Here is a 17906-nt window from a genome sequence, read left to right as displayed (position 1 = left end):
CAATCTAGGCGGTGCCAAGAATCTTGACAATGCCAATATCGGTCAAATCTCGATAAGGTGTGCCTGATGACCGAGACGATGACCCGCTACCACCACGGCGACCTGCGCGCCGCGGTGCTCCGCCGTGCGGAGGAGGTGCTGCGCGAGTCGGGCACCGACGCGCTCTCGCTGCGCGGCATCGCCCGCGATCTGGGCGTGAGCCATGCTGCGCCGAGCGCCCACTTCCGCGACAAGAACGCGCTCTTCGACGCGCTCGCGGTCGCCGGATTCCGGCGGCTGGGCGAGGTGATGGACGCCGCGTTGGCCACCCACGGCTCGCTGACCGACGACCTGGTGACCTTCGCCTCGGCCTACCTGGAGTTCGCCACCGACAACCCGGCGCTGCTCTCGGTGATGTTCGCGCGCAAGCACAGCGAGACCTCCGGCGCCGAGATCGCCGAGGCCGTCGCCGCCGCCTTCGCCCACCCCACCGCCCTGCTCACCGACGGCCAGGCCCGTGGTGAGGTCGTCGACGGTGACCCCGAGGTCATCGGGGTCACCGTCCTGGCCGCGATCCAGGGCCTGGCCACCTTCGTCGGCTCCGGTTTCGTGACGCCCGAGCAGTCGCAGCGGATGCTCGAGGACGTGGTCGCGACCCTGATGCGCGGCCTGGCTCGCTAGATGCGTCTTCTTCGCGCGGTGGCGGTGCGCGGCGTGCTCGTGGAAGTGGGGATCGGCATCGCGATCCTCTGCACCCTCCTGCTGCTCGCCGGGCTTGTCATCCGGGCGAGCGTGGATGAGAGCAGACAAGCGGAGCGCGCGGTCGTCACGGACCAGAAGGCGCTCGAGGTCTGGCGTGACAAGCTCGAACCCCACCTCGAGCAGATCAACTCCATCCCGACGCCTGAGGGGCTCCGCTGGCCGGAGGATGCCGTGGTGGACGAGTGCCGCGTCGACGAGTCGGACCACCATCTGGTCCAGGTTGGTGCCTGGTTCGTGTGGGAGGCGACCGAGGAGGTTGCCTTCGATGAGGTGAGCGAGGTGGGAGCTGCCGGATATGTCGAGATCCTCGACTACCTCGCCGACCACGGATGGCGGATCAGCAAGCGGGAGAATCTGAACGGCATGGTCTCCAGTGCCAACCGCGACTTCGACTCCGCCGATCTGGAGCATCCCTCGGGCGTCACGATGCGTACGCAGCTTCTCGGCAACTCGATCCTGGGGCACCTCTTCTTCAAAGGAGCCCCCAAGGTCTGCTCCTTCAGCGGCTGAACCGTCGCGCTGTGCTGCCAGGAGTGCGGCATTGCGTACTCCTGGCAGCACGCGGCGGGCTCAGAAGGCGTGCGCCATCAGGTCGGCGTAGACCTCCTGCTCGTCGACCTCCAGGCCCCGGGCCTGGAACCACTTCGCGACATTGGTGATGTCGCGGAGCAGGAAGTCGAAACCCAGCGGGTTGCCGACCAGGTCGATGATCTGAGGAAGGTCGATGATCACGAGCCGGTCCTGCTGGGCCAGGATGTTGTACGGCGAGAGGTCACCGTGGACCAGGCCGGCCTGCACCATTGTGGCCAGCGCTTCGACGAGCCCGTCCCACCACATCTCCAGGACGTGGTGCTCCGGCCGGGTCTGGGCGAGCCGCGGCGCCGTCTCGAGCTCGCCGTTGCCGTCGTCGACCGCAATCCACTCCATCAGGATCTCGGTCCCGTCGATCTGCACCGGATAGGGGACCGGGAGGCCGAGGTTCCAGCAGCGTACGAGCGCGTTCCACTCGGCGTTGGCCCACTCGGCCTTGGCGACCTCGCGGCCGAAGGTCGAGCCCTTCTTCAGCGCGCGCTCGTCACGAGAGCGCTTGACCGAACGGCCCTCGGTGTAGCTCGCGGCCCGGTGGAAGGTGCGATGGTCGGCGTCGCGGTAGCGCTTGGCGACCATCAGCGCCTCCTGCTCCGGGAAGAGCGGGTCGGCCCGTACGACCAGGAAGGCGTCGGCCTCCTTGCCGGTCTTGAGGATGCCGAGCTCGGTGTCGATGGCGCCCTGAGAGGTCACCACCCAGTCCGGGCGTGGCTCCGGTCCACGGGAGAGCGGCTCCACGGAGAGCCAGGTGGACCAGCGTTGTCCGTCGTCCAGGTCGTCGTACGCCTGGAAGTCGAAGACGAAAGTCGGGTCGATCCTCTGGAGAGGATCAGCGGAGATGTTCTCCTGAGTCACTTCGGGTGCTCCTGATACGAGAGATGTGGTCTGTGGGCAGGCACAGGACAACGACAGTCATGGTCTGCTCCTCTCGATCAGGGGCGCCTCGTGGACGAGGACACCGGTCGCGCTCCATGGTGGAGGACCGCGACCGGCGTACGCAACAGGTTATTTCGTGACCTACGGCGAGACGAGCCACATGTCGTCGCTGCCGAGGACCAGGACTCGGCTGTCGTCGAGGCCGTAGGGGACGGAGCCGTACGGAGCCGCGAGCTGGGACGTCTCCTCGCCGGTTCTGGAGGAGATGAAGGTATGCGTGTATCCCGGCACCTTCCGTCCGATGGCGAGGCCGGCCAACCCGCTAGGGCCGCTCTCGAAGCGGTCGACGACTGGGCCGCTGACCACGATGCCGGGATAGAGCCTCTCCGACTTGTCGAGGGCATCACGCGAGTTACGGCTCAGGGTCTCGGTCCACAGGCGCTTCCCCGTCATCGAATAGGCGGAGATCCGGTCGGTCTGGGTGAGCACGACCGCATCCGGGGTCGGCTCCAACAGCTGCCGGTCGGAATCGGTGGTCGTCCCCGTGTCGACGCGAAAGGCGGTCGCCCGTCGACCTTCGAGATCCGAGGTGACGACGTCGTAGGCGCCGTCGGCGAAGTTGGTGAGGTAGATCCGGTCGGCGAACACGTCGACCTCGGGAAAGCCAAGGTCCGGGCAGGTCGTGGTGGTCGTCCATTCCGGCACCCCGGACCGGACGGCGGCGAAGGTGCAGGTGCCGTCCTTGCGGGAGACGCCGACGAGAAGGTCGCCGACCTGGGCCACGGTGTGCTCGTCCATGACGCCGACCGGTGAGCCCCAGCGCTTGCCGTCCCGCACCTGGTAGGCCGAGTGGGTCTTGGAGTCGATGTCGACCGGGACCGTCGGGACCCGTTGAACGAGCTGGCCGTCGTCGAAGGTGCTGGTGCCGATGACCGCCGGGGAGCCGAGATCCAGCGCCCGTCGAGGGGTGCGAGACGTCACCGTGCCCGAGGAGTCGAAGTGGACCAGGACGCATTTGTCGCTCTCGGAACACCGGATGGCGTCGAGTTGGCCGTCGGGGGTGATGGCGATCGGCATGTGGAGGTCATCCAGCTCCTTGGCCCACGCCTGGTTGCCGTCCCGGTCATACATCGCGATCCGGGCGATGCCGAGGACGGCCACGTCACCGCTGTCTCCGACGCGAGCCCAGGTCCCGTCCAGACGGTCCTCGGCGATCATCTTCCCGCTCGCCAGGTCACGAATCGTGAGCACATCGTCTTGGTAGGTGTAGATCCGGTCACGCACGACGACGGTCTCATCGACGCTGGAGCCGACTTCGGCGTGCCACACGACGTCACCGGCGACCAGGTCGTGGGCTCGCCAGTGCGCGATCCCGACGACCAGCGCACAGACGGCGATGGCGACCGCCCCCGAGATGAGCGCCTTCGTGGCGCCGGACGACACGGCCATGACCTCCCCCGAGATTCTGTGTATGAAGCGGCAGCGTAGCCGCTCGCCGTCAGTGACCGCCGACGAGCGGAGCGACGGCCCGGGCGACCAGGGAGCCCTTGCCGGTGGCGGTCTCCTCGGCGTCGGCCATGGTCATCGCGCGCAGGCCGGCGTTGACGCCGAGCCAGCGCAGCGGCTCCGGCTCCCAGCGAGGTGAGACGTGACCGACCCAGGGGAGGGCGGTGAGATCGGACTCGGTGCCGAGGACCAGGTCGCGCAGCGTACGGCCGGCGAGGTTGGTGGTCGCGACGCCGTCTCCGACGTAACCACCGGCCTGCGCGAGGCCGCTGGCGGGGTCGTAGCCGACCGAGGCGTGCCAGTCGCGCGGGATGCCGAGCACGCCGCCCCATCGGTGGGTGACCTTGTGGCCGCGTACGGCCGGGAACATCTCGATCAGGGTCGCGAGCAGGCGACGGTGGGTGCGCATGTCGGAGGCATCCGCGTGGGTGATCTTCGACCCGAACGAGTACGGAGCGCCCCGGCCGCCGAAGACCAGTCTGTCGTCCGCGGTGCGCTGCCCGTAGATCAGCAGGTGCCGGCCGTCGGAGAATGTCTCGCGCTCCTCCAGGCCGATGCTCGACCAGACCAGGTCGGAGAGGGGTTCGGTGGCGATGATCAGGGAGCGTACCGGGATGACCTCGCGCTCGAGGCCCGCCAGCGTCGGGGTGTAGCCCTCGGTGGCGCGTACGACGACGTCGGCGGTGACCACGTCGCGCTCGGTTCGCACCTGGTGCGGCTCGATCGCGGTGACCCGGGTCTGCTCGTAGATCGTGACACCGCGGGCCTCGACGGCGCGGGCCAGGCCACGGACGAGCTTGGCGGGGTGGAGCGCGGCGCAGTCGGGGGTGTAGGTCGCACCGAGGGTGCTGGTCGCGGCGAGCCGCTTCTCGGCAGCGGCCTGGTCCAGCAGGGAGATCTCGGCGTCACCGAGCCCCCAGGAGCGGGCGTGCTCGACCTCGTCGCGGGCGCGCTCGAGCTGGGCGGGCGTACGGGCTACGACGACCGTGCCGCCCTTGGCGATGTCGGCCTCGATGCCCTCGGCCTCGGCGACCCGGATGACCTCGTCGACGGTCGCCCGCATCGCCCGGTCCTGGGCAAGAGCGGCCTCCCGGCTCGAGCCTGCGGCCACCTTGTCGAGCGAGGCGGGGAAGAGGGCCGAGCACCAGCCGCCGTTGCGGCCGGAGGCCCCGAACCCGGCGACCTCGGCCTCGAGGATCGCGATCTTCAGGTCGGGCCTCGCCTCGGCCAGGTAGTAGGCCGTCCACAGGCCGGTGTAGCCCGCACCCACGATGGCGACGTCGACCTCGATGTCGCCCATCAGCGCCGGCCGCGGCTCCCACGTGTCGCCGGCGGTCTCGTGCCACAGGCTGATCTCGGGATAGTTGCTCACCTCACGCCCCAGGCGTAGGTCTGCTTGTGCAGGTGGAGGTACATGAACGTCTCGGTGCTCACCACGCCCTCGATGGCACGGATCTTGCTGGAGACCAGGTTGAGAAGGGCCTCGTCGCTCTCGGCGACGACCTCCACGAGCAGGTCGTAGGAGCCGGCGGTGATGACGATGTAGTCGACCTCGTCGAGCTTGCCGAGCTCGTCGGCGATCCCCTCGATCGGTCCGGAGGTGCGTACGCCGATCATGGCCTGCCGCGCGAAGCCGAGCTCGAGCGGGTCGGTGACGGCGACGACCTGCATGACGCCGCTGTCGACGAGACGCTGCACGCGCTGCCGCACCGCGGCCTCGCTCAGGCCGACCTCCTTGCCGATCGCGGCATAGCTGCGCCGCCCGTCCTGCTGGAGCTGCTCGATGATCAGCTTGTTGACCTCGTCGAGGTGAGCGCCCCCGTTGCGCTTGCGAGTGGTCATGGCGCCCAGTCAACCTGTTTGCCGTGGCCAGATGCAACGAAATCCGTCGTGTGTAACGAACAATTTCCATGATTCCGTACATTGTGTGTGGCTGAAGGGCTCTGAAGTTGTCATAGTGGGCGTCGTGAACCATGTCTCGCTGACCGATGCGAAGCCCGCCGTCTACTGGCTGGACGACCCTGCGAAACCAGCGCCTCTGCCGCCTCTGCTCGGGGTGGAGGCGGCGGATCTGGTGGTCGTCGGAGGCGGGTATTCGGGATTGTGGACGGCACTGCTGGCCCGCGAGCGGTTTCCGTCGTGGTCGGTTGTCCTGCTGGAGGCCGGCCAGTGCGGGGACCAGGCATCGGGCCGCAACGGCGGCTTCGCCGAGGCGTCGTTGACCCACGGCTTCTGGAACGGTCTGGAGCGCTGGCCCGACGAGCTCGCCACGCTGGACCGGCTCGGCCAGCAGAATCTCGACGAGATGGCGGCGACCATCCAGGAGCACGGCATCGACTGCGACTGGCAGCTCACGGGCGCGCTGAACGTCGCCACCCGCCCTCACGAGGTCGACGACCTCGCGGAGTGGTCGACCGCGCTGACCGAGCACGGCATCAAGCATCGCCTGCTGGACGAGACCGGGGTGCGGGACGAGCTCCGCTCGCCGACCTACCTCGGCGGGTTGGAGGTGGTCGGTGACACGGCCACGATCGAGCCGGCGCGGCTGGCCTGGGGTCTGCGACAGGCCTGTCTGGATGCGGGTGTGGTGATCCACGAGGGATCCGCTGTCACTGGTCTCGAGCGTGACGGTTCGGGGATGCGGGTCTCGACGATCGCGGGCTCGGTCCGGGCCGGGCGGGTGGCACTGGCCACCAACGCCTTCCCGCCGCTGCTGCGGCGACTGCGGATGATGACGGTGCCGGTCTACGACTACGTACTCATGACCGAGCCGCTCTCCGCTGAACAGATGGACGCCATCGGCTGGGCGAACCGGCAGGGCGTCAGCGACTCCGCCAACCACTTCCACTACTACCGCCTGACCAGGGACAACCGGATCCTGTGGGGCGGTTACGACGCGATCTACCACTTCGGCTCGAAGATCTCACCGGAGCTGGAGACCGGTGCCACCCACGACAAGTTGGCCGGCCACTTCTTCGAGACCTTCCCGCAGCTCGAGGGCCTGCGCTTCACCCACCGCTGGGCCGGCATCATCGACACCTGCACCCGCTTCTCGGCGTTCTTCGGCAAGGCGTACGCCGGCCGCGTCGCCTACGCCCTCGGCTACACCGGTCTCGGCGTCGGAGCCACCCGCTTCGGCGCCCAGGTCATGCTCGACCTTCTCAGCGGCGAGCAGACGGAACGTACGTCGCTGGAGATGGTGCGTTCCAAGCCGTTGCCTTTCCCGCCTGAGCCTGCCCGGTATGCCGGCATCTCGATGATGGTCCGCTCGCTCGGCAAGGCAGATGCCAACGGTGGCCGGCGCGATCTGTTCCTGCGGGCGATGGATCGGCTCGGGCTCGGCTTCGACTCCTAGCGGCGAGTCACTCGAACCTCATCCGTCACGGCGTACAGGCAATTCCTGCACTTCTCGGGTGTTGCATTGCCAGAGAAGTGCAGGGATACCCGGTTAACCGGGTATCCCTGCACCGGGCTCAGGCAGCGTCCTGCGCCGCCGCGACCCGCTCGCGAAGCTTCGCGTGGATCTCCTCCGGCGTGCGCTGCGTACGCTGGCGGTGGTTGCGCGCGATGATGACGCCTGTCGCGGTGACTCCGGCCAGTCCGGCGAGACCGACGATCTTCCACACGCGTGCACTGCCGAAACTCATAGGACCCCCTGCTCACGATGTCTGACGACACCACTATCTCCCTTGCCGACGCCGTGGACCAGACCCGGACCGGTGATCTGTGGCTCTTCCGCGGGCGTTCGGTCGCCGATCGAGCGATCCGGATGCTCAGCAACGCCCCGGTCAACCATGTCGGGATGGCGGTGGTGCTCGACGACCTGCCGCCGCTGATGTGGCACGCAGAGCTCGGCAAGGGGCTGCTCGATCTCTATACCGGCACCCACCACCGTGGCGTACAGCTCCATGATCTGCGTGCCGCGGTCGAGCAGTGGGCGGGGCGCTACGAGCAGCAGGTCTGGCTGCGCCAGCTGACCGCCGACATCGACCGCCCACGCGAGGACGCGCTGCTGCGGACGATCGCCCGGCTCGACGGCACCCCGTTCCCCTCGACCGCCGCGCTGGCCGGACGCTGGGCGCGGGGGAGGGTGCGCTCGAAGGCCGGGCTCGAGCAGGTCTTCTGTGCCGAGGTCGTCGCTGCGACCTACCAGGAGATGGGCCTGCTCGATGACGAGCGCCCGACCAACTACTACGACCCGGGTCGCTTCTGGTCAGGCGACCACCTGACCCTGCAGGACGGCGCGGTCCTAGGTAGCGAGGTACGCGTCGTCGGCTGAACCGCGGCCTGCGAGGCGGAGGGCGACGGAGACCTCGCCGCTCTCGACCAGGGTGCCGACGACGAGCGCACGGAGCCCGCGGAGCAGGGCATCGGGGTCGACGAGGTCGGGCGCCGCGAGGGCGTGCAGCAGGTAGCCGTGCACCAGGGCGAGGAGGGAGTCGGGGTCGGTCCGGGTCGCGCCCGCCACGGTTGCCGCGCGGTCCGCGACGGCACGGCCGGCGGTGAGCGCTTCGGCCACCACCGGGCGGAACTGCGGCTCGCGGGCGGCGTGGAGCAAGCCCTCGAGGAAGGCGAGCGAGTCGGTCGGCGGGGACATCAGCGCCGCGGCGAACGCCTCGGCCATCGCGTCGGTGCCGGACTCCGTCGCGGCGAGCTCGTCGGCGAGCTCACGCAGCCGGGCGACGTCCTCGGCGACACCCGTGCGCATCGCTTCGGCCGCCAGGTCCGTGATCGAGTCGAAGAAGTAGCCGACGGTGGCCAGCGGCAGCCCGGCGCGCTCGGTCACGGCCCGATGGGTGACCCCGGCCATGCCCTTCTCGGCGGCCACCTCGATCGTGGCGCGGACGAGGGCGTCGCGTCGCTGCCTGGCGCTGTCACCGTGCCGTCGCTTCATGGGCAGAGTGTTTCACGCGCGCCGGCAAGAAGTCTGGAAGATCTTCTAGACTTTTAGGAGCCGATCCAGCACGCTGTCCGACATGACCGCACCGGCCCGCGTACACGCCTTCACCGACGACGCCCTCGGCGACCACGACGCCGTCGAGCTCGCCAACCTCATCCGGGCAAGAGAGCTGAGCGCTGCTGAGGTCGAGGAGGCGGCGATCACCCGGCTGCGACAGGTGGCCCCGGGGCTGCACGCGATGGCGTACGAGGCCTACGACGCGCCCCGTCGTGCGGACGCCGACACCGGCCTGCTCCATGGTGTGCCGACCCTGCTCAAGGACAACACCGACCTGCTCGGGATGCCGACGAACCATGGGTCGGAGGCGTTCCGGGCGCGTCCGGCCACGCACGACGGGCGATACACGACCCAGTTCCTCAGCGCCGGGGTGACGGTGCTGGGCAAGAGCCGGATGCCCGAGTTCGGGCTGAATGCGACCACCGAGTTCCGAAGCGGGCCGGCGACGCCCAATCCCTGGAACACGGACCATTCCGTCGGCGCATCCTCCGGTGGGGCGGCAGCGCTGGTCGCCGCCGGAGCAGTGCCGATCGCGCACGCCAACGACGGCGGCGGGTCCATCCGGATCCCGGCCGCGGCCGCCGGACTGGTCGGGCTCAAGCCCAGCCGCGGCCGGCACATCGACGGCGAGATGGCCCGCACCCTGCCGATCAACATGGTCAGCGAAGGTGTGGTGACGCGTACGGTCCGCGACACCGCGACCTTCCATGCCGCGCTCGAGCGACACTGGCGCAACCCGGCGCTGCCGCCCCTCGGGCTCGTCGAGGGCCCCGCGCGACGGCGGCTCCGCGTCGCGATGATCATCGAGTCGGTGACCGATGCCGTCGTGGACACGCCGACGAAGGCGGCCGTGGAACGTACCGCGACCCTGCTGGAGGAGCAGGGCCACAGCGTCGAGCCGGTCCCGATCCCCGTAGACGCGCGCTTCGGCGACGACTTCCTCAGCTACTGGGGTCTGCTCGCCTTCCTCGCCGGCAACCTCGGTCGCCTGACCATCGACCGTACGCTCGACCAGGACCGCCTCGACGGCCTCACCGACGGCCTGCGTCGCGCCTTCGCCTCCGGCGGCTGGCGCCGGACGCCTGCCGCACTGCTCCGCCTGCGGCGGGCCGCCGCGGCGTACGCCTCCGTCTTCGACCACCACGACGTGGTCCTGTGCCCGGTCGTCGCCGGTGTCACCCCGCGGCTGGGTCATCTCTCCCCGAACGTGCCGTTCGAGGACCTCGTCGACCGGCTCCTTCGCCACGTCGCGTTCACGCCGCTGCAGAACATCACCGGTGCGCCGGCGATCTCGCTGCCGATGGGGCTCAGCGAGGAGGGGCTGCCGATCGGGGTCCAGCTCTCCGCGGCGTACGGCGACGAGCGGACGCTCCTCGAGCTCGCCTATGCCCTCGAGGAGCAGTCGCCGTGGCCCCGGATCCACGACGGGCAGATCACAGCATCGTAGAGGCCTTCTCCAGCACCCGGCGCAGGATCTGCTCCATCTCGTCGAACTCGGCCTGGCCCACGGTGAGGGGCGGGGAGAGCTGGATGACCGGCTCGCCGCGGTCGTCGGCGCGGCAGTAGAGGCCCTCGGACCACAGCGCCTTGGAGACGTACCCGTAGAGGATCCGCTCGCACTCCTCCTCGGTGAAGGTCTCCTTGGTCGCGCGGTCCTTGACCAGCTCGATGCCATAGAAGTAGCCGGTGCCGCGTACGTCGCCGACGACCGGCAGGTCCTTCAGCTTCGACAGCGTGGCCAGGAAGGCGTCCTCGTTGCGGCGTACGTTGCCGAGCAGGTCCTCGGCCTCGAAGAGGTCGAGGTTGGCCATCGCCACCGCGGTGGAGACGGGGTGACCGCCGAAGGTGTAGCCGTGGTAGAAGGTCTCCTCACCGGTCAGGAACGGCTCCATCAGCCGGTCGGAGATGATCGCGGCGCCCAGCGGCGCGTAGCCCGAGGTCAGCCCCTTGGCGGAGGTGATCATGTCGGGCACGTAGCCGAACCGCTCGCAGCCGAACATCGTGCCCAGCCGCCCGTAGGCGCAGATGACCTCGTCGGAGACGAGCAGCACGTCGTACTCGTCGCAGATCTCCCGCACCCGCTGGAAGTAGCCCGGGGGAGGCGGGAAGCAGCCGCCCGAGTTCTGCACCGGCTCCAGGAAGACTGCGGCCACGGTGTCAGGGCCCTCGGCGCGGATCACGACCTCGATCTGGTCGGCGCACCAGCGTCCGAACGCCTCCGGGTCGCTCCCGTCCATCAGCCCGCCGGTGATCTCCGAGGCCCGGTAGATGTTGGTGTTCGGCACCCGGAAGGTCGAGGGGACCAACGGCTCGAACGGCGCCTTGATGTCGGCCAGGCCGGTGATCGACAGCGCCCCGTGGGTGGTGCCGTGGTAGGCGATGTTGCGCCCGATCACCTTGTGCTTGCCCGGCTTTCCCCGCAGCTTGAAGTAGTTCTTGGCCAGCTTCCACGCGGTCTCGACGGCTTCGGAGCCGGAGTTGGTGAAGAAGACCCGGTTCAGGTCGCCGGGGGCGAGTGAGGCCAGCCGCGCGGCCAGCTCGATCGCCGGCTCATGCGCGTAGGACCACAGCGGGTGGAAGGCCAGCTGCTTGGCCTGCTCCGCGCCCGCGTCGGCGAGCTCCGCGCGCCCGTGGCCGACCTGGGAGACGAAGAGCCCCGCGAGACCGTCGAGGTAGCGGTTGCCCTCGATGTCGTAGATGTAGGCGCCCTCACCCCTGGCGATGATCGGCACGTCTGCCTCTGCGTAGCTCGAATGCCGCGTGAAGTGCATCCAGAGATGGCCCTTGGCGTCGCGCTGCAGCTGCTCGTAGTTGCCGGTCATGACTCAATGGTCACCCAACGCCTCTCGCTTTCGCAAGCGAATCCGTTTCAAAGTGCGATTATCACTTCGGATTCAGTTGTGACATCCCTGTTACGGGAAGGAGTTAGTCTCTACCGCATGGCTGACCAGACCCTCAGGAACGTGATCGGCGGCGAGCTGCGTGAGGCCGCCGACGCCGCGACGTACGACGTCGTCGACCCCGCCACCGGCGAGGTCTACGCGCAGGCCGCGATGTCGGGGGAGGCCGACGTAGACCAGGCGTACGCCGCGGCCGCAGCGGCCTTCGAGACCTGGGGCGAGACCACGCCCCAGGAGCGCAGCCTGGCTCTGCTCCGGATCGCCGACGCGATGGAGGCCCGGGCCGAGGAGCTGACCGCCGTGGAGGTCAAGGACACGGGCAAGCCGTTCCAGCTGACCCTGGAGGAGGAGCTGCCGCCGACGATCGACCACTTCCGCTTCTTCGCGGGCGCCGCGCGGACCCTGGAGGGGAAGAGCGCAGGGGAGTACCTACAGGACCACACCTCCTGGATCCGCCGTGAGCCGATCGGCGTGATCGGCCAGGTCACGCCGTGGAACTACCCGCTCGCGATGATGTCGTGGAAGATCGCCCCGGCCCTGGCCGCCGGCAACACGATCGTGCTCAAGCCCTCCGACACCACCCCGGCCAGCTCCGCGCTGCTGGCCGAGCTCGCCCAGGAGTTCCTGCCGCCGGGCGTACTCAACCTTGTCACCGGCGACCGCGGCACCGGCCGCGCGCTGATCCGGCACAAGACGCCGCAGATGGTCGCCATCACCGGCTCGGTGCGCGCGGGCATGGAGGTCGCCGCGACCGCGGCGCAGGACGTCAAGCGCGTCCACCTCGAGCTCGGCGGCAAGGCGCCGGTCATCGTCTTCGACGACGCCGACATTGACAAGGCGGTCGCGGGCATCGCCGCGGCCGGCTACTTCAACGCCGGCCAGGACTGCACGGCCGCGACCCGGGTGCTGGTGCAGGACGGCATCCACGACGAGTTCGTCGCGGCTCTCGCCGAGGCGGCCCGGAACACCACCGTCGGCCTCCCGACCGACAACACCGACGTCGGCGCGCTCAACAACCCGGGCCAGCTCGCCCGGGTGGCCGGCATGGTCGACCGCCTCCCGGACCACGCCACGATCGCGGCCGGCGGGGCTCCGGCACGAGTCGTAGGCGGTGAGAACGGCTACTTCTACCAGCCAACCGTCCTGGCCGGGCTCCGCCAGGACGACGAGCAGATCCAGCAGGAGATCTTCGGGCCGGTGATCACGGTGCAGGGGTTCGCCGACGAGGCGGAGGCGCTCAGGTGTGCCAACGACGTCGACTACGGTCTCGCGTCGAGCGTGTGGACCAAGGACCACGCCACCGCGCTGCGGGTCAGCAAGCGCCTCGACTTCGGTGTCGTGTGGATCAACACCCACATCCCCTACATCTCCGAGATGCCCCACGGCGGCTTCAAGCACTCCGGCTACGGCAAGGACCTCTCCGTCTACGGGTTCGAGGACTACACCCGAATCAAGCACGTGATGTCCTACTTCGGAGGCTGACACCAAAAGAACAGGTCGACCGGCGACCCTCGATATGCGAACAGACCATGTCCGTGAAAGCATCGAGGGCCGTTTCGCGCACCTCCGCGACACGGACCCAGCAATGGAAGCAGCCGAACCCCCACACGAGGTGCACCCCACATGTCAGCCAAGCAATGGCGGACTGATGTCCAAGGTCTCCGGGCCGTTGCCGTAGGCCTGGTCGTCGCTGCCCATGCGGGCGTCCCGCACACCGAGGGCGGGTTCGTCGGTGTCGACGTCTTCTTCGTCCTCTCCGGCTTCCTGATCACCACCCTGCTGCTCCGCGAGGCCGACACCTCAGGCACGGTCAGCATCCCGCAGTTCTACGCGCGCCGCGCCCGCCGGATCCTGCCGGCGGCCACGCTCGTGATCCTGGTCGTCCTGGCGTACGCCGCCTGGCAGCTGCCCACCACCCGGCTCACCGACGCGGCCGCTGACGGCACCTGGGCGGCGTTCTTCCTGGCCAACGTGCACTTCGCGGCCGAGGGGGTGCAGTACTTCCAACCCAGCGAGCCATCGCCCTTCCAGCACTACTGGTCGCTCTCGGTGGAGGAGCAGTTCTACCTCGTCTGGCCGATCCTGGCGCTCCTGCTCATCCCCAGGCTCGGGCGCAAGGGCTTCACGATCGTGGCCGCGGTGATCGCGATCGCGAGCCTGGCCTGGTCGGTCTACGCCACCGCCGAGAACCCGACCGCTGCCTACTTCTCCACCCCGGCCCGCGCCTACGAGCTCGCCGCCGGCGCGCTGCTGGCCTGCTGGGGCGGCCGGCTCAAGGGAGCCGCCGGCGTCGCCGCCGGACTTGGCGGGTCCGCGGCGATCCTCGTCTCCACCGTCGTGTTCAGCGAGGCCACGCCGTTCCCTGGCTGGCAGGCGCTGGTGCCCACCCTCGGCACGGTCGCGCTCCTGGCTTCCGGCGCCAACGCCCCGACCGCGAAGCTGCTCGCGATCAAGCCGCTGCGGTATGTCGGTGACATCTCCTACTCCCTCTACCTGTGGCACTGGCCGCTGATCGTGCTCGCACCTGAGTTCCTCCATCTCGGCAACGCTGCGCTCGAGATGACGGTCGCGGTCGCCGCCGCGCTACTCCTCTCCGCGCTGAGCCACCGCTTCATCGAGCTCCCGTTCCAGCGCAAGCAGGTGCCAGTGCTCTCCCACGGGCTGCGCTCGCTGGCCCTGTGGCCGGCAGCGCTCGTGCTGGCGGCCGGCAGCGGCTGGCTGACGACCGGCTACGCCGCGTACGCCGAGAAGGAGCGGGCCGCCGAGGCGCAGGCGTGGTTCGCGGCCAACGAGGTCCCCGACACCGCTGCCGAGACCGGCGGCCCGCCGCAGGTGCAGCGCGAGCTCCGTGCCGCCCTCGACATCGCCGACCGCGGTGGCCCGATCCCGCCGGCCGTGCTCGGCGAGGAGATCACCGAGGACCGGTGGCAGAAGACGTACGGCGACTGCTACGCCAACTACGGAGACACCCGCGGCGCCGACTGCACCCTCGGTGACACCGACGCGAAGAAGACCGTCGCCGTCGTCGGCGACTCCCACGCCGGCATGTGGCTGACCGCCTTCGACGACCTCGGCAAGGAGAACGGCTTCCGGGTCGTGCCGGTCGTGAAGGTCGGCTGCGCCCCCTACCCGGTCCAGCACCGCGGCAAGAAGATGACCCAGGCCGAGTGCGACGACTTCCGCGACTGGTCCGCGGACCGCCTCGAGCGCCTCGACCCCGACACGATCGTCTCGACGGCTCGTGGCCAGCTCTTCATGCCGAAGCAGTACGACGGGATGGACCGTGACGAGCAGTGGTCGCGGGCGGTGCGCAGCACCGTGGAGGCCTATCGGGAGATCTCCCGCAAGGTCGTCGTCCTCGGCGACGTACCCGCCGTCGACCACGACCCCGCCGACTGCATCAGCGCCCCCGAGGCCGACCAGAGCTCCTGCCTCAGCGACCCGGACTCGCGCGAGACCAGCAGCAACGAGCTCACCGAGGCGGCGTTGGAGGGCACCAAGGCGGCGTACGTCGACACCCAGCGATTCGTGTGCGCCGAGGACCGCTGCCCGCTCGTGGTGGGGGAGAAGGTCACCTACTACGATAACTCGCACCTGACCGAGTCCTGGGTCCGCCACGTCACGCCGCGGCTCGGCGTCATCCTCGCGCCACTGATCTGACGCGGATTTAACTGGGACGCGCATTTCGGGATTTGCCTTTACGTGCATCTTTGTGGCTTAATTGTGGGCAGACGTTGCAAAACGTTTCATGCGCAGCCCTGGACCCGTGGGGGAGTCCGGGGCTGTTGCTATTTCGCGACCTATGTCGGTCGCCGCTTGGCGCCTTCTCAGCCTCTCCTGGGAGGATGGGTGGGTGAATGAGCAGCGACCGCGCGACGTGGTGATCCTCGGCTCGACCGGGTCCATCGGCACCCAGGCCCTCGACCTGGTGCGGGCCAACCCGGACCGGTTCCGGGTCGTGGCGTTGACCGCGGGCGGGGCCAACAAGGAGCTGTTCGAGGCACAGGTGGCCGAGTTCGCGCCCAAGCTCTCCGGGCTGGGGGAGGAGGCCTCGGTCGAGGCCGCCGCCCAGCCCGCCGACGTGGTGCTCAACGGGATCACCGGCGCCGTCGGGCTCCGCCCGACGCTGGCCGCGCTGGAGGCCGGCAACACCCTCGCCCTGGCCAACAAGGAGTCGCTGATCATCGGCGGCCCGCTGGTCAAGCGAGTCGCAGGGGAGGGGCAGATCGTCCCGGTCGACTCCGAGCACTCCGCGATCGCCCAGTCGCTGCGCGCCGGGCGTGCCGAGGAGGTACGCAAGCTGGTGCTGACCGCGTCCGGCGGCCCGTTCCGCGGCCGCACCCGCGACGAGCTCGCCCAGGTCACCCCGGCGCAGGCGCTCAAGCACCCCAACTTCGCGATGGGACGGGTGATCACGACCAACTCCGCCACCCTGGTCAACAAGGGTCTCGAGGTCATCGAGGCGCACCTGCTCTTCGACGTACCCTTCGACCGGATCGAGGTCGTCGTCCACCCGCAGCAGTACATCCACTCGATGGTCGAGTTCACCGACGGCGCGGTGGTCGCCCAGCTCGGGCTGCCGACGATGCTGGTGCCGATCTCGATGGGGATGGCGTGGCCCGACCGGGTGCCGGACGCCGAGACGCCGATCGACTGGACCAAGGCCGCCGACTGGCGCTTCGAGCCGCTCGACGACTCCGCTTTTCCTGCGGTGCGCCTCGCCCGCGAGGCCGGCACCCGCGGCGGCACCCACCCCGCGGTCTACAACGCGGCCAACGAGATCTGCGTGGACGCCTTCCACGAGGGCCGGATCCCGTTCCCCGGCATCGTGGACACGATTGCAGAGGTGATGGCGACGCATCACGGCGTACGCTCTGAAAGCACCCTCACCATCGAGGACGTGCTCGCCGCCGACGCCTGGGCGCGCGAGGAGACCACTCGGATCCTGGAGACCCGTTCATGAGCTATCTGCTCTACACGTTGGCCGTGATCGGCTTCATTCTCGCGATCCTGGTCTCGATCGGGCTCCACGAGCTCGGCCACATGATCCCGGCGAAGGCGTTCGGCGGGAAGGTGACCCAGTACTTCATCGGCTTCGGGCCGACGGTGTGGTCCAAGCAGGTCGGCGAGACCGAGTACGGCCTCAAGGCGATTCCGCTCGGTGGCTACGTCAAGATCCTCGGGATGCTGCCTCCCGGCGCCGACCAGCTGGGGGAGCGCACCGAGGACGGTGCACTCAAGGTGCGCAAGTCCAACACCGGCATGTTCACCCAGCTGATCAGCGACGCGCGTTCGGCCGAGTGGGAGCTGATCCGTCCCGAGGACGAGCCGCGGCTGTTCTACAAGATGACGTGGTGGAAGAAGGTCATCGTGATGGCCGGCGGGCCCACGGTGAACATCGCGATCGCGTTCTTCGTGCTCTGGGGCGTCTTCGGGATCTACGGGGTCCGCGAGAACGTCGTCGACAAGGGACATCCGGTCGTCTCGAGCCTGCAGGAGTGCCTGCTGACCTGGGAGGACCAGGGCCGCGAGTGCCGCGCGAGCGACAAGCCGACGCCGGCCGCCGACGCAGGTCTGAAGCCCGGCGACGAGCTGATCTCGTTCAACGGCACCGAGCTGACCTCGTGGACGGTCGCCCAGGAGCTGATCCGCGACAACATGGACGGCGATGCCACCATCGTCATCGAGCGCGACGGTGAGCGGATGACGCTGCACACCCAGACGGTCGTGCAGGAGCGGGTCAAGGACGTCGACGACACCAGCGCCGACCCGGAGACCGCGAAGGTCGGCTTCTTCGGGATGTCTCCCGAGTCGCATGTGGTCACCACCAAGGAGGGGCCGGTCTATGCGCTGAAGGAGATGGGTGTGATGGCCGAGAACGCCGTCCACTCGCTGCTGAGGCTGCCGGTCAAGGTCTGGCACGTCGCGCTCGCGATCGTCGGTGTCGAGGAGCGCTCGGCCGACAGCCCGGTCAGCATCGTCGGCGGAGGCCGCATCGCCGGCGAGATCGCCGCCCACGAGGGCCTCGACGTCGGCGAGAAGGTCGCCAGCTTCGCGTTCTTGGTCGGTGGGTTCAACCTGTTCATCGGCATCTTCAACTTCGTCCCGCTGCTGCCCCTCGACGGCGGTCACATCGCGACCGCGCTGTGGGAGGGCATACGCCGCGCCTTCGCCAAGGTCTTCCGACGGCCCGACCCGGGACATGCGGACCCTGCGAAGCTGCTGCCGGTGGCGTACGTGGTGGCCTCGGCGCTCCTGGTGATGGGCGTTGTCCTGATCGTCGCCGACCTCGTCGTCCCACTTCATCTCCAAGCCTGACCCGCCCGTAAGATTGGTAG

General features: G+C 69.0%; 16 protein-coding genes. 9 read left to right on the top strand and 7 right to left on the bottom strand.

Features of this window, described 5'->3' with window-relative positions; all coding sequences use genetic code 11:
* Positions 1 to 66: 66 nt before the first annotated feature.
* Together ABZY89_RS17460 and ABZY89_RS17455 are read left to right on the top strand one after the other, a co-directional pair.
* The gene (locus ABZY89_RS17460; RefSeq protein ID WP_355229189.1) at positions 67 to 660 is read left to right on the top strand and encodes a TetR/AcrR family transcriptional regulator; all 594 of its coding nucleotides are present in this window, start codon (positions 67 to 69) and stop codon (positions 658 to 660) included.
* Complete coding sequence (locus ABZY89_RS17455) at positions 661 to 1251, top strand: hypothetical protein (protein ID WP_355229187.1); 591 nt, start codon at positions 661 to 663, stop codon at positions 1249 to 1251.
* A gap of 60 nt (positions 1252 to 1311) precedes the next feature.
* Here the strand turns inward: ABZY89_RS17455 and ABZY89_RS17450 are convergent, their stop codons facing one another.
* The 4 genes from ABZY89_RS17450 to ABZY89_RS17435 all read right to left on the bottom strand — a co-directional run bounded on the left by ABZY89_RS17450 (position 1312) and on the right by ABZY89_RS17435 (position 5553).
* Positions 1312 to 2184 (bottom strand): RIO1 family regulatory kinase/ATPase, encoded by an 873-nt coding sequence (locus ABZY89_RS17450; RefSeq protein ID WP_355229185.1) that lies wholly within the window; start codon positions 2182 to 2184, stop codon positions 1312 to 1314.
* Positions 2185 to 2346: 162 nt separating this feature from the next.
* Positions 2347 to 3654 carry a hypothetical protein gene (locus ABZY89_RS17445; RefSeq protein ID WP_355229183.1) on the bottom strand — a complete coding sequence of 436 codons (1308 nt, stop codon included), beginning with the start codon at positions 3652 to 3654 and terminating at the stop codon, positions 2347 to 2349.
* Between the two features lie 49 nt (positions 3655 to 3703).
* Complete coding sequence (locus tag ABZY89_RS17440) at positions 3704 to 5083, bottom strand: FAD-dependent oxidoreductase (RefSeq protein ID WP_355229181.1); 1380 nt, start codon at positions 5081 to 5083, stop codon at positions 3704 to 3706.
* Positions 5080 to 5553 (bottom strand): Lrp/AsnC family transcriptional regulator, encoded by a 474-nt coding sequence (locus tag ABZY89_RS17435; protein WP_008363265.1) that lies wholly within the window; start codon positions 5551 to 5553, stop codon positions 5080 to 5082. The genes ABZY89_RS17440 and ABZY89_RS17435 overlap by 4 nt, the downstream gene beginning before the upstream one ends.
* Before the next feature lie 124 nt (positions 5554 to 5677).
* Between ABZY89_RS17435 and ABZY89_RS17430 the strand changes: the two genes are divergently transcribed.
* Positions 5678 to 7066, top strand: a complete 1389-nt coding sequence (locus ABZY89_RS17430; protein ID WP_355229179.1) for an FAD-dependent oxidoreductase — start codon at positions 5678 to 5680, stop codon at positions 7064 to 7066.
* A 118-nt stretch (positions 7067 to 7184) separates the two neighbouring features.
* Here the strand turns inward: ABZY89_RS17430 and ABZY89_RS17425 are convergent, their stop codons facing one another.
* Positions 7185 to 7358 carry a hypothetical protein gene (locus ABZY89_RS17425; protein WP_168381104.1) on the bottom strand — a complete coding sequence of 58 codons (174 nt, stop codon included), beginning with the start codon at positions 7356 to 7358 and terminating at the stop codon, positions 7185 to 7187.
* A gap of 17 nt (positions 7359 to 7375) precedes the next feature.
* Here ABZY89_RS17425 and ABZY89_RS17420 point away from each other — a divergent pair, with 17 nt between their 5' ends.
* Complete coding sequence (locus ABZY89_RS17420) at positions 7376 to 7990, top strand: hypothetical protein (RefSeq protein ID WP_091049772.1); 615 nt, start codon at positions 7376 to 7378, stop codon at positions 7988 to 7990.
* Here the strand turns inward: ABZY89_RS17420 and ABZY89_RS17415 are convergent.
* Entirely contained in the window at positions 7961 to 8605 is a 645-nt protein-coding gene (locus tag ABZY89_RS17415) for a TetR family transcriptional regulator (RefSeq protein WP_355229176.1), read from the bottom strand. The two genes, ABZY89_RS17420 and ABZY89_RS17415, sit on opposite strands and share 30 nt — an antisense overlap.
* Before the next feature lie 82 nt (positions 8606 to 8687).
* Here ABZY89_RS17415 and ABZY89_RS17410 point away from each other — a divergent pair, with 82 nt between their 5' ends.
* Positions 8688 to 10115 carry an amidase gene (locus tag ABZY89_RS17410; RefSeq protein WP_355229175.1) on the top strand — a complete coding sequence of 476 codons (1428 nt, stop codon included), beginning with the start codon at positions 8688 to 8690 and terminating at the stop codon, positions 10113 to 10115.
* Here ABZY89_RS17410 and ABZY89_RS17405 read toward each other — a convergent pair.
* Positions 10102 to 11490 (bottom strand): aspartate aminotransferase family protein, encoded by a 1389-nt coding sequence (locus ABZY89_RS17405; RefSeq protein WP_355229173.1) that lies wholly within the window; start codon positions 11488 to 11490, stop codon positions 10102 to 10104. The genes ABZY89_RS17410 and ABZY89_RS17405 overlap by 14 nt on opposite strands.
* A gap of 117 nt (positions 11491 to 11607) precedes the next feature.
* Here ABZY89_RS17405 and ABZY89_RS17400 point away from each other — a divergent pair, with 117 nt between their 5' ends.
* The 4 genes from ABZY89_RS17400 to ABZY89_RS17385 all read left to right on the top strand — a co-directional run bounded on the left by ABZY89_RS17400 (position 11608) and on the right by ABZY89_RS17385 (position 17886).
* Entirely contained in the window at positions 11608 to 13050 is a 1443-nt protein-coding gene (locus tag ABZY89_RS17400) for a gamma-aminobutyraldehyde dehydrogenase (protein ID WP_355229171.1), read from the top strand.
* A 141-nt stretch (positions 13051 to 13191) separates the two neighbouring features.
* Positions 13192 to 15228: an acyltransferase family protein gene (locus tag ABZY89_RS17395; RefSeq protein WP_355229169.1), complete on the top strand. Its 2037-nt coding sequence runs from the start codon at positions 13192 to 13194 to the stop codon at positions 15226 to 15228.
* A gap of 193 nt (positions 15229 to 15421) precedes the next feature.
* Entirely contained in the window at positions 15422 to 16531 is a 1110-nt protein-coding gene (gene dxr / locus ABZY89_RS17390) for a 1-deoxy-D-xylulose-5-phosphate reductoisomerase (protein ID WP_355229167.1), read from the top strand.
* Positions 16528 to 17886: a site-2 protease family protein gene (locus ABZY89_RS17385; protein WP_355229165.1), complete on the top strand. Its 1359-nt coding sequence runs from the start codon at positions 16528 to 16530 to the stop codon at positions 17884 to 17886. Before dxr ends, ABZY89_RS17385 begins: the two co-directional genes overlap by 4 nt.
* The last annotated feature ends 20 nt before the right edge of the window (positions 17887 to 17906 follow it).

Origin of the sequence: Nocardioides sp. NPDC006303 (assembly GCF_040613175.1) — a bacterium.
Classification (GTDB): Bacteria; Actinomycetota; Actinomycetes; order Propionibacteriales; family Nocardioidaceae; genus Nocardioides.
Note: the sequence above shows the minus strand (reverse complement) of the source record. Positions and strands in the feature narration are given on the sequence as shown.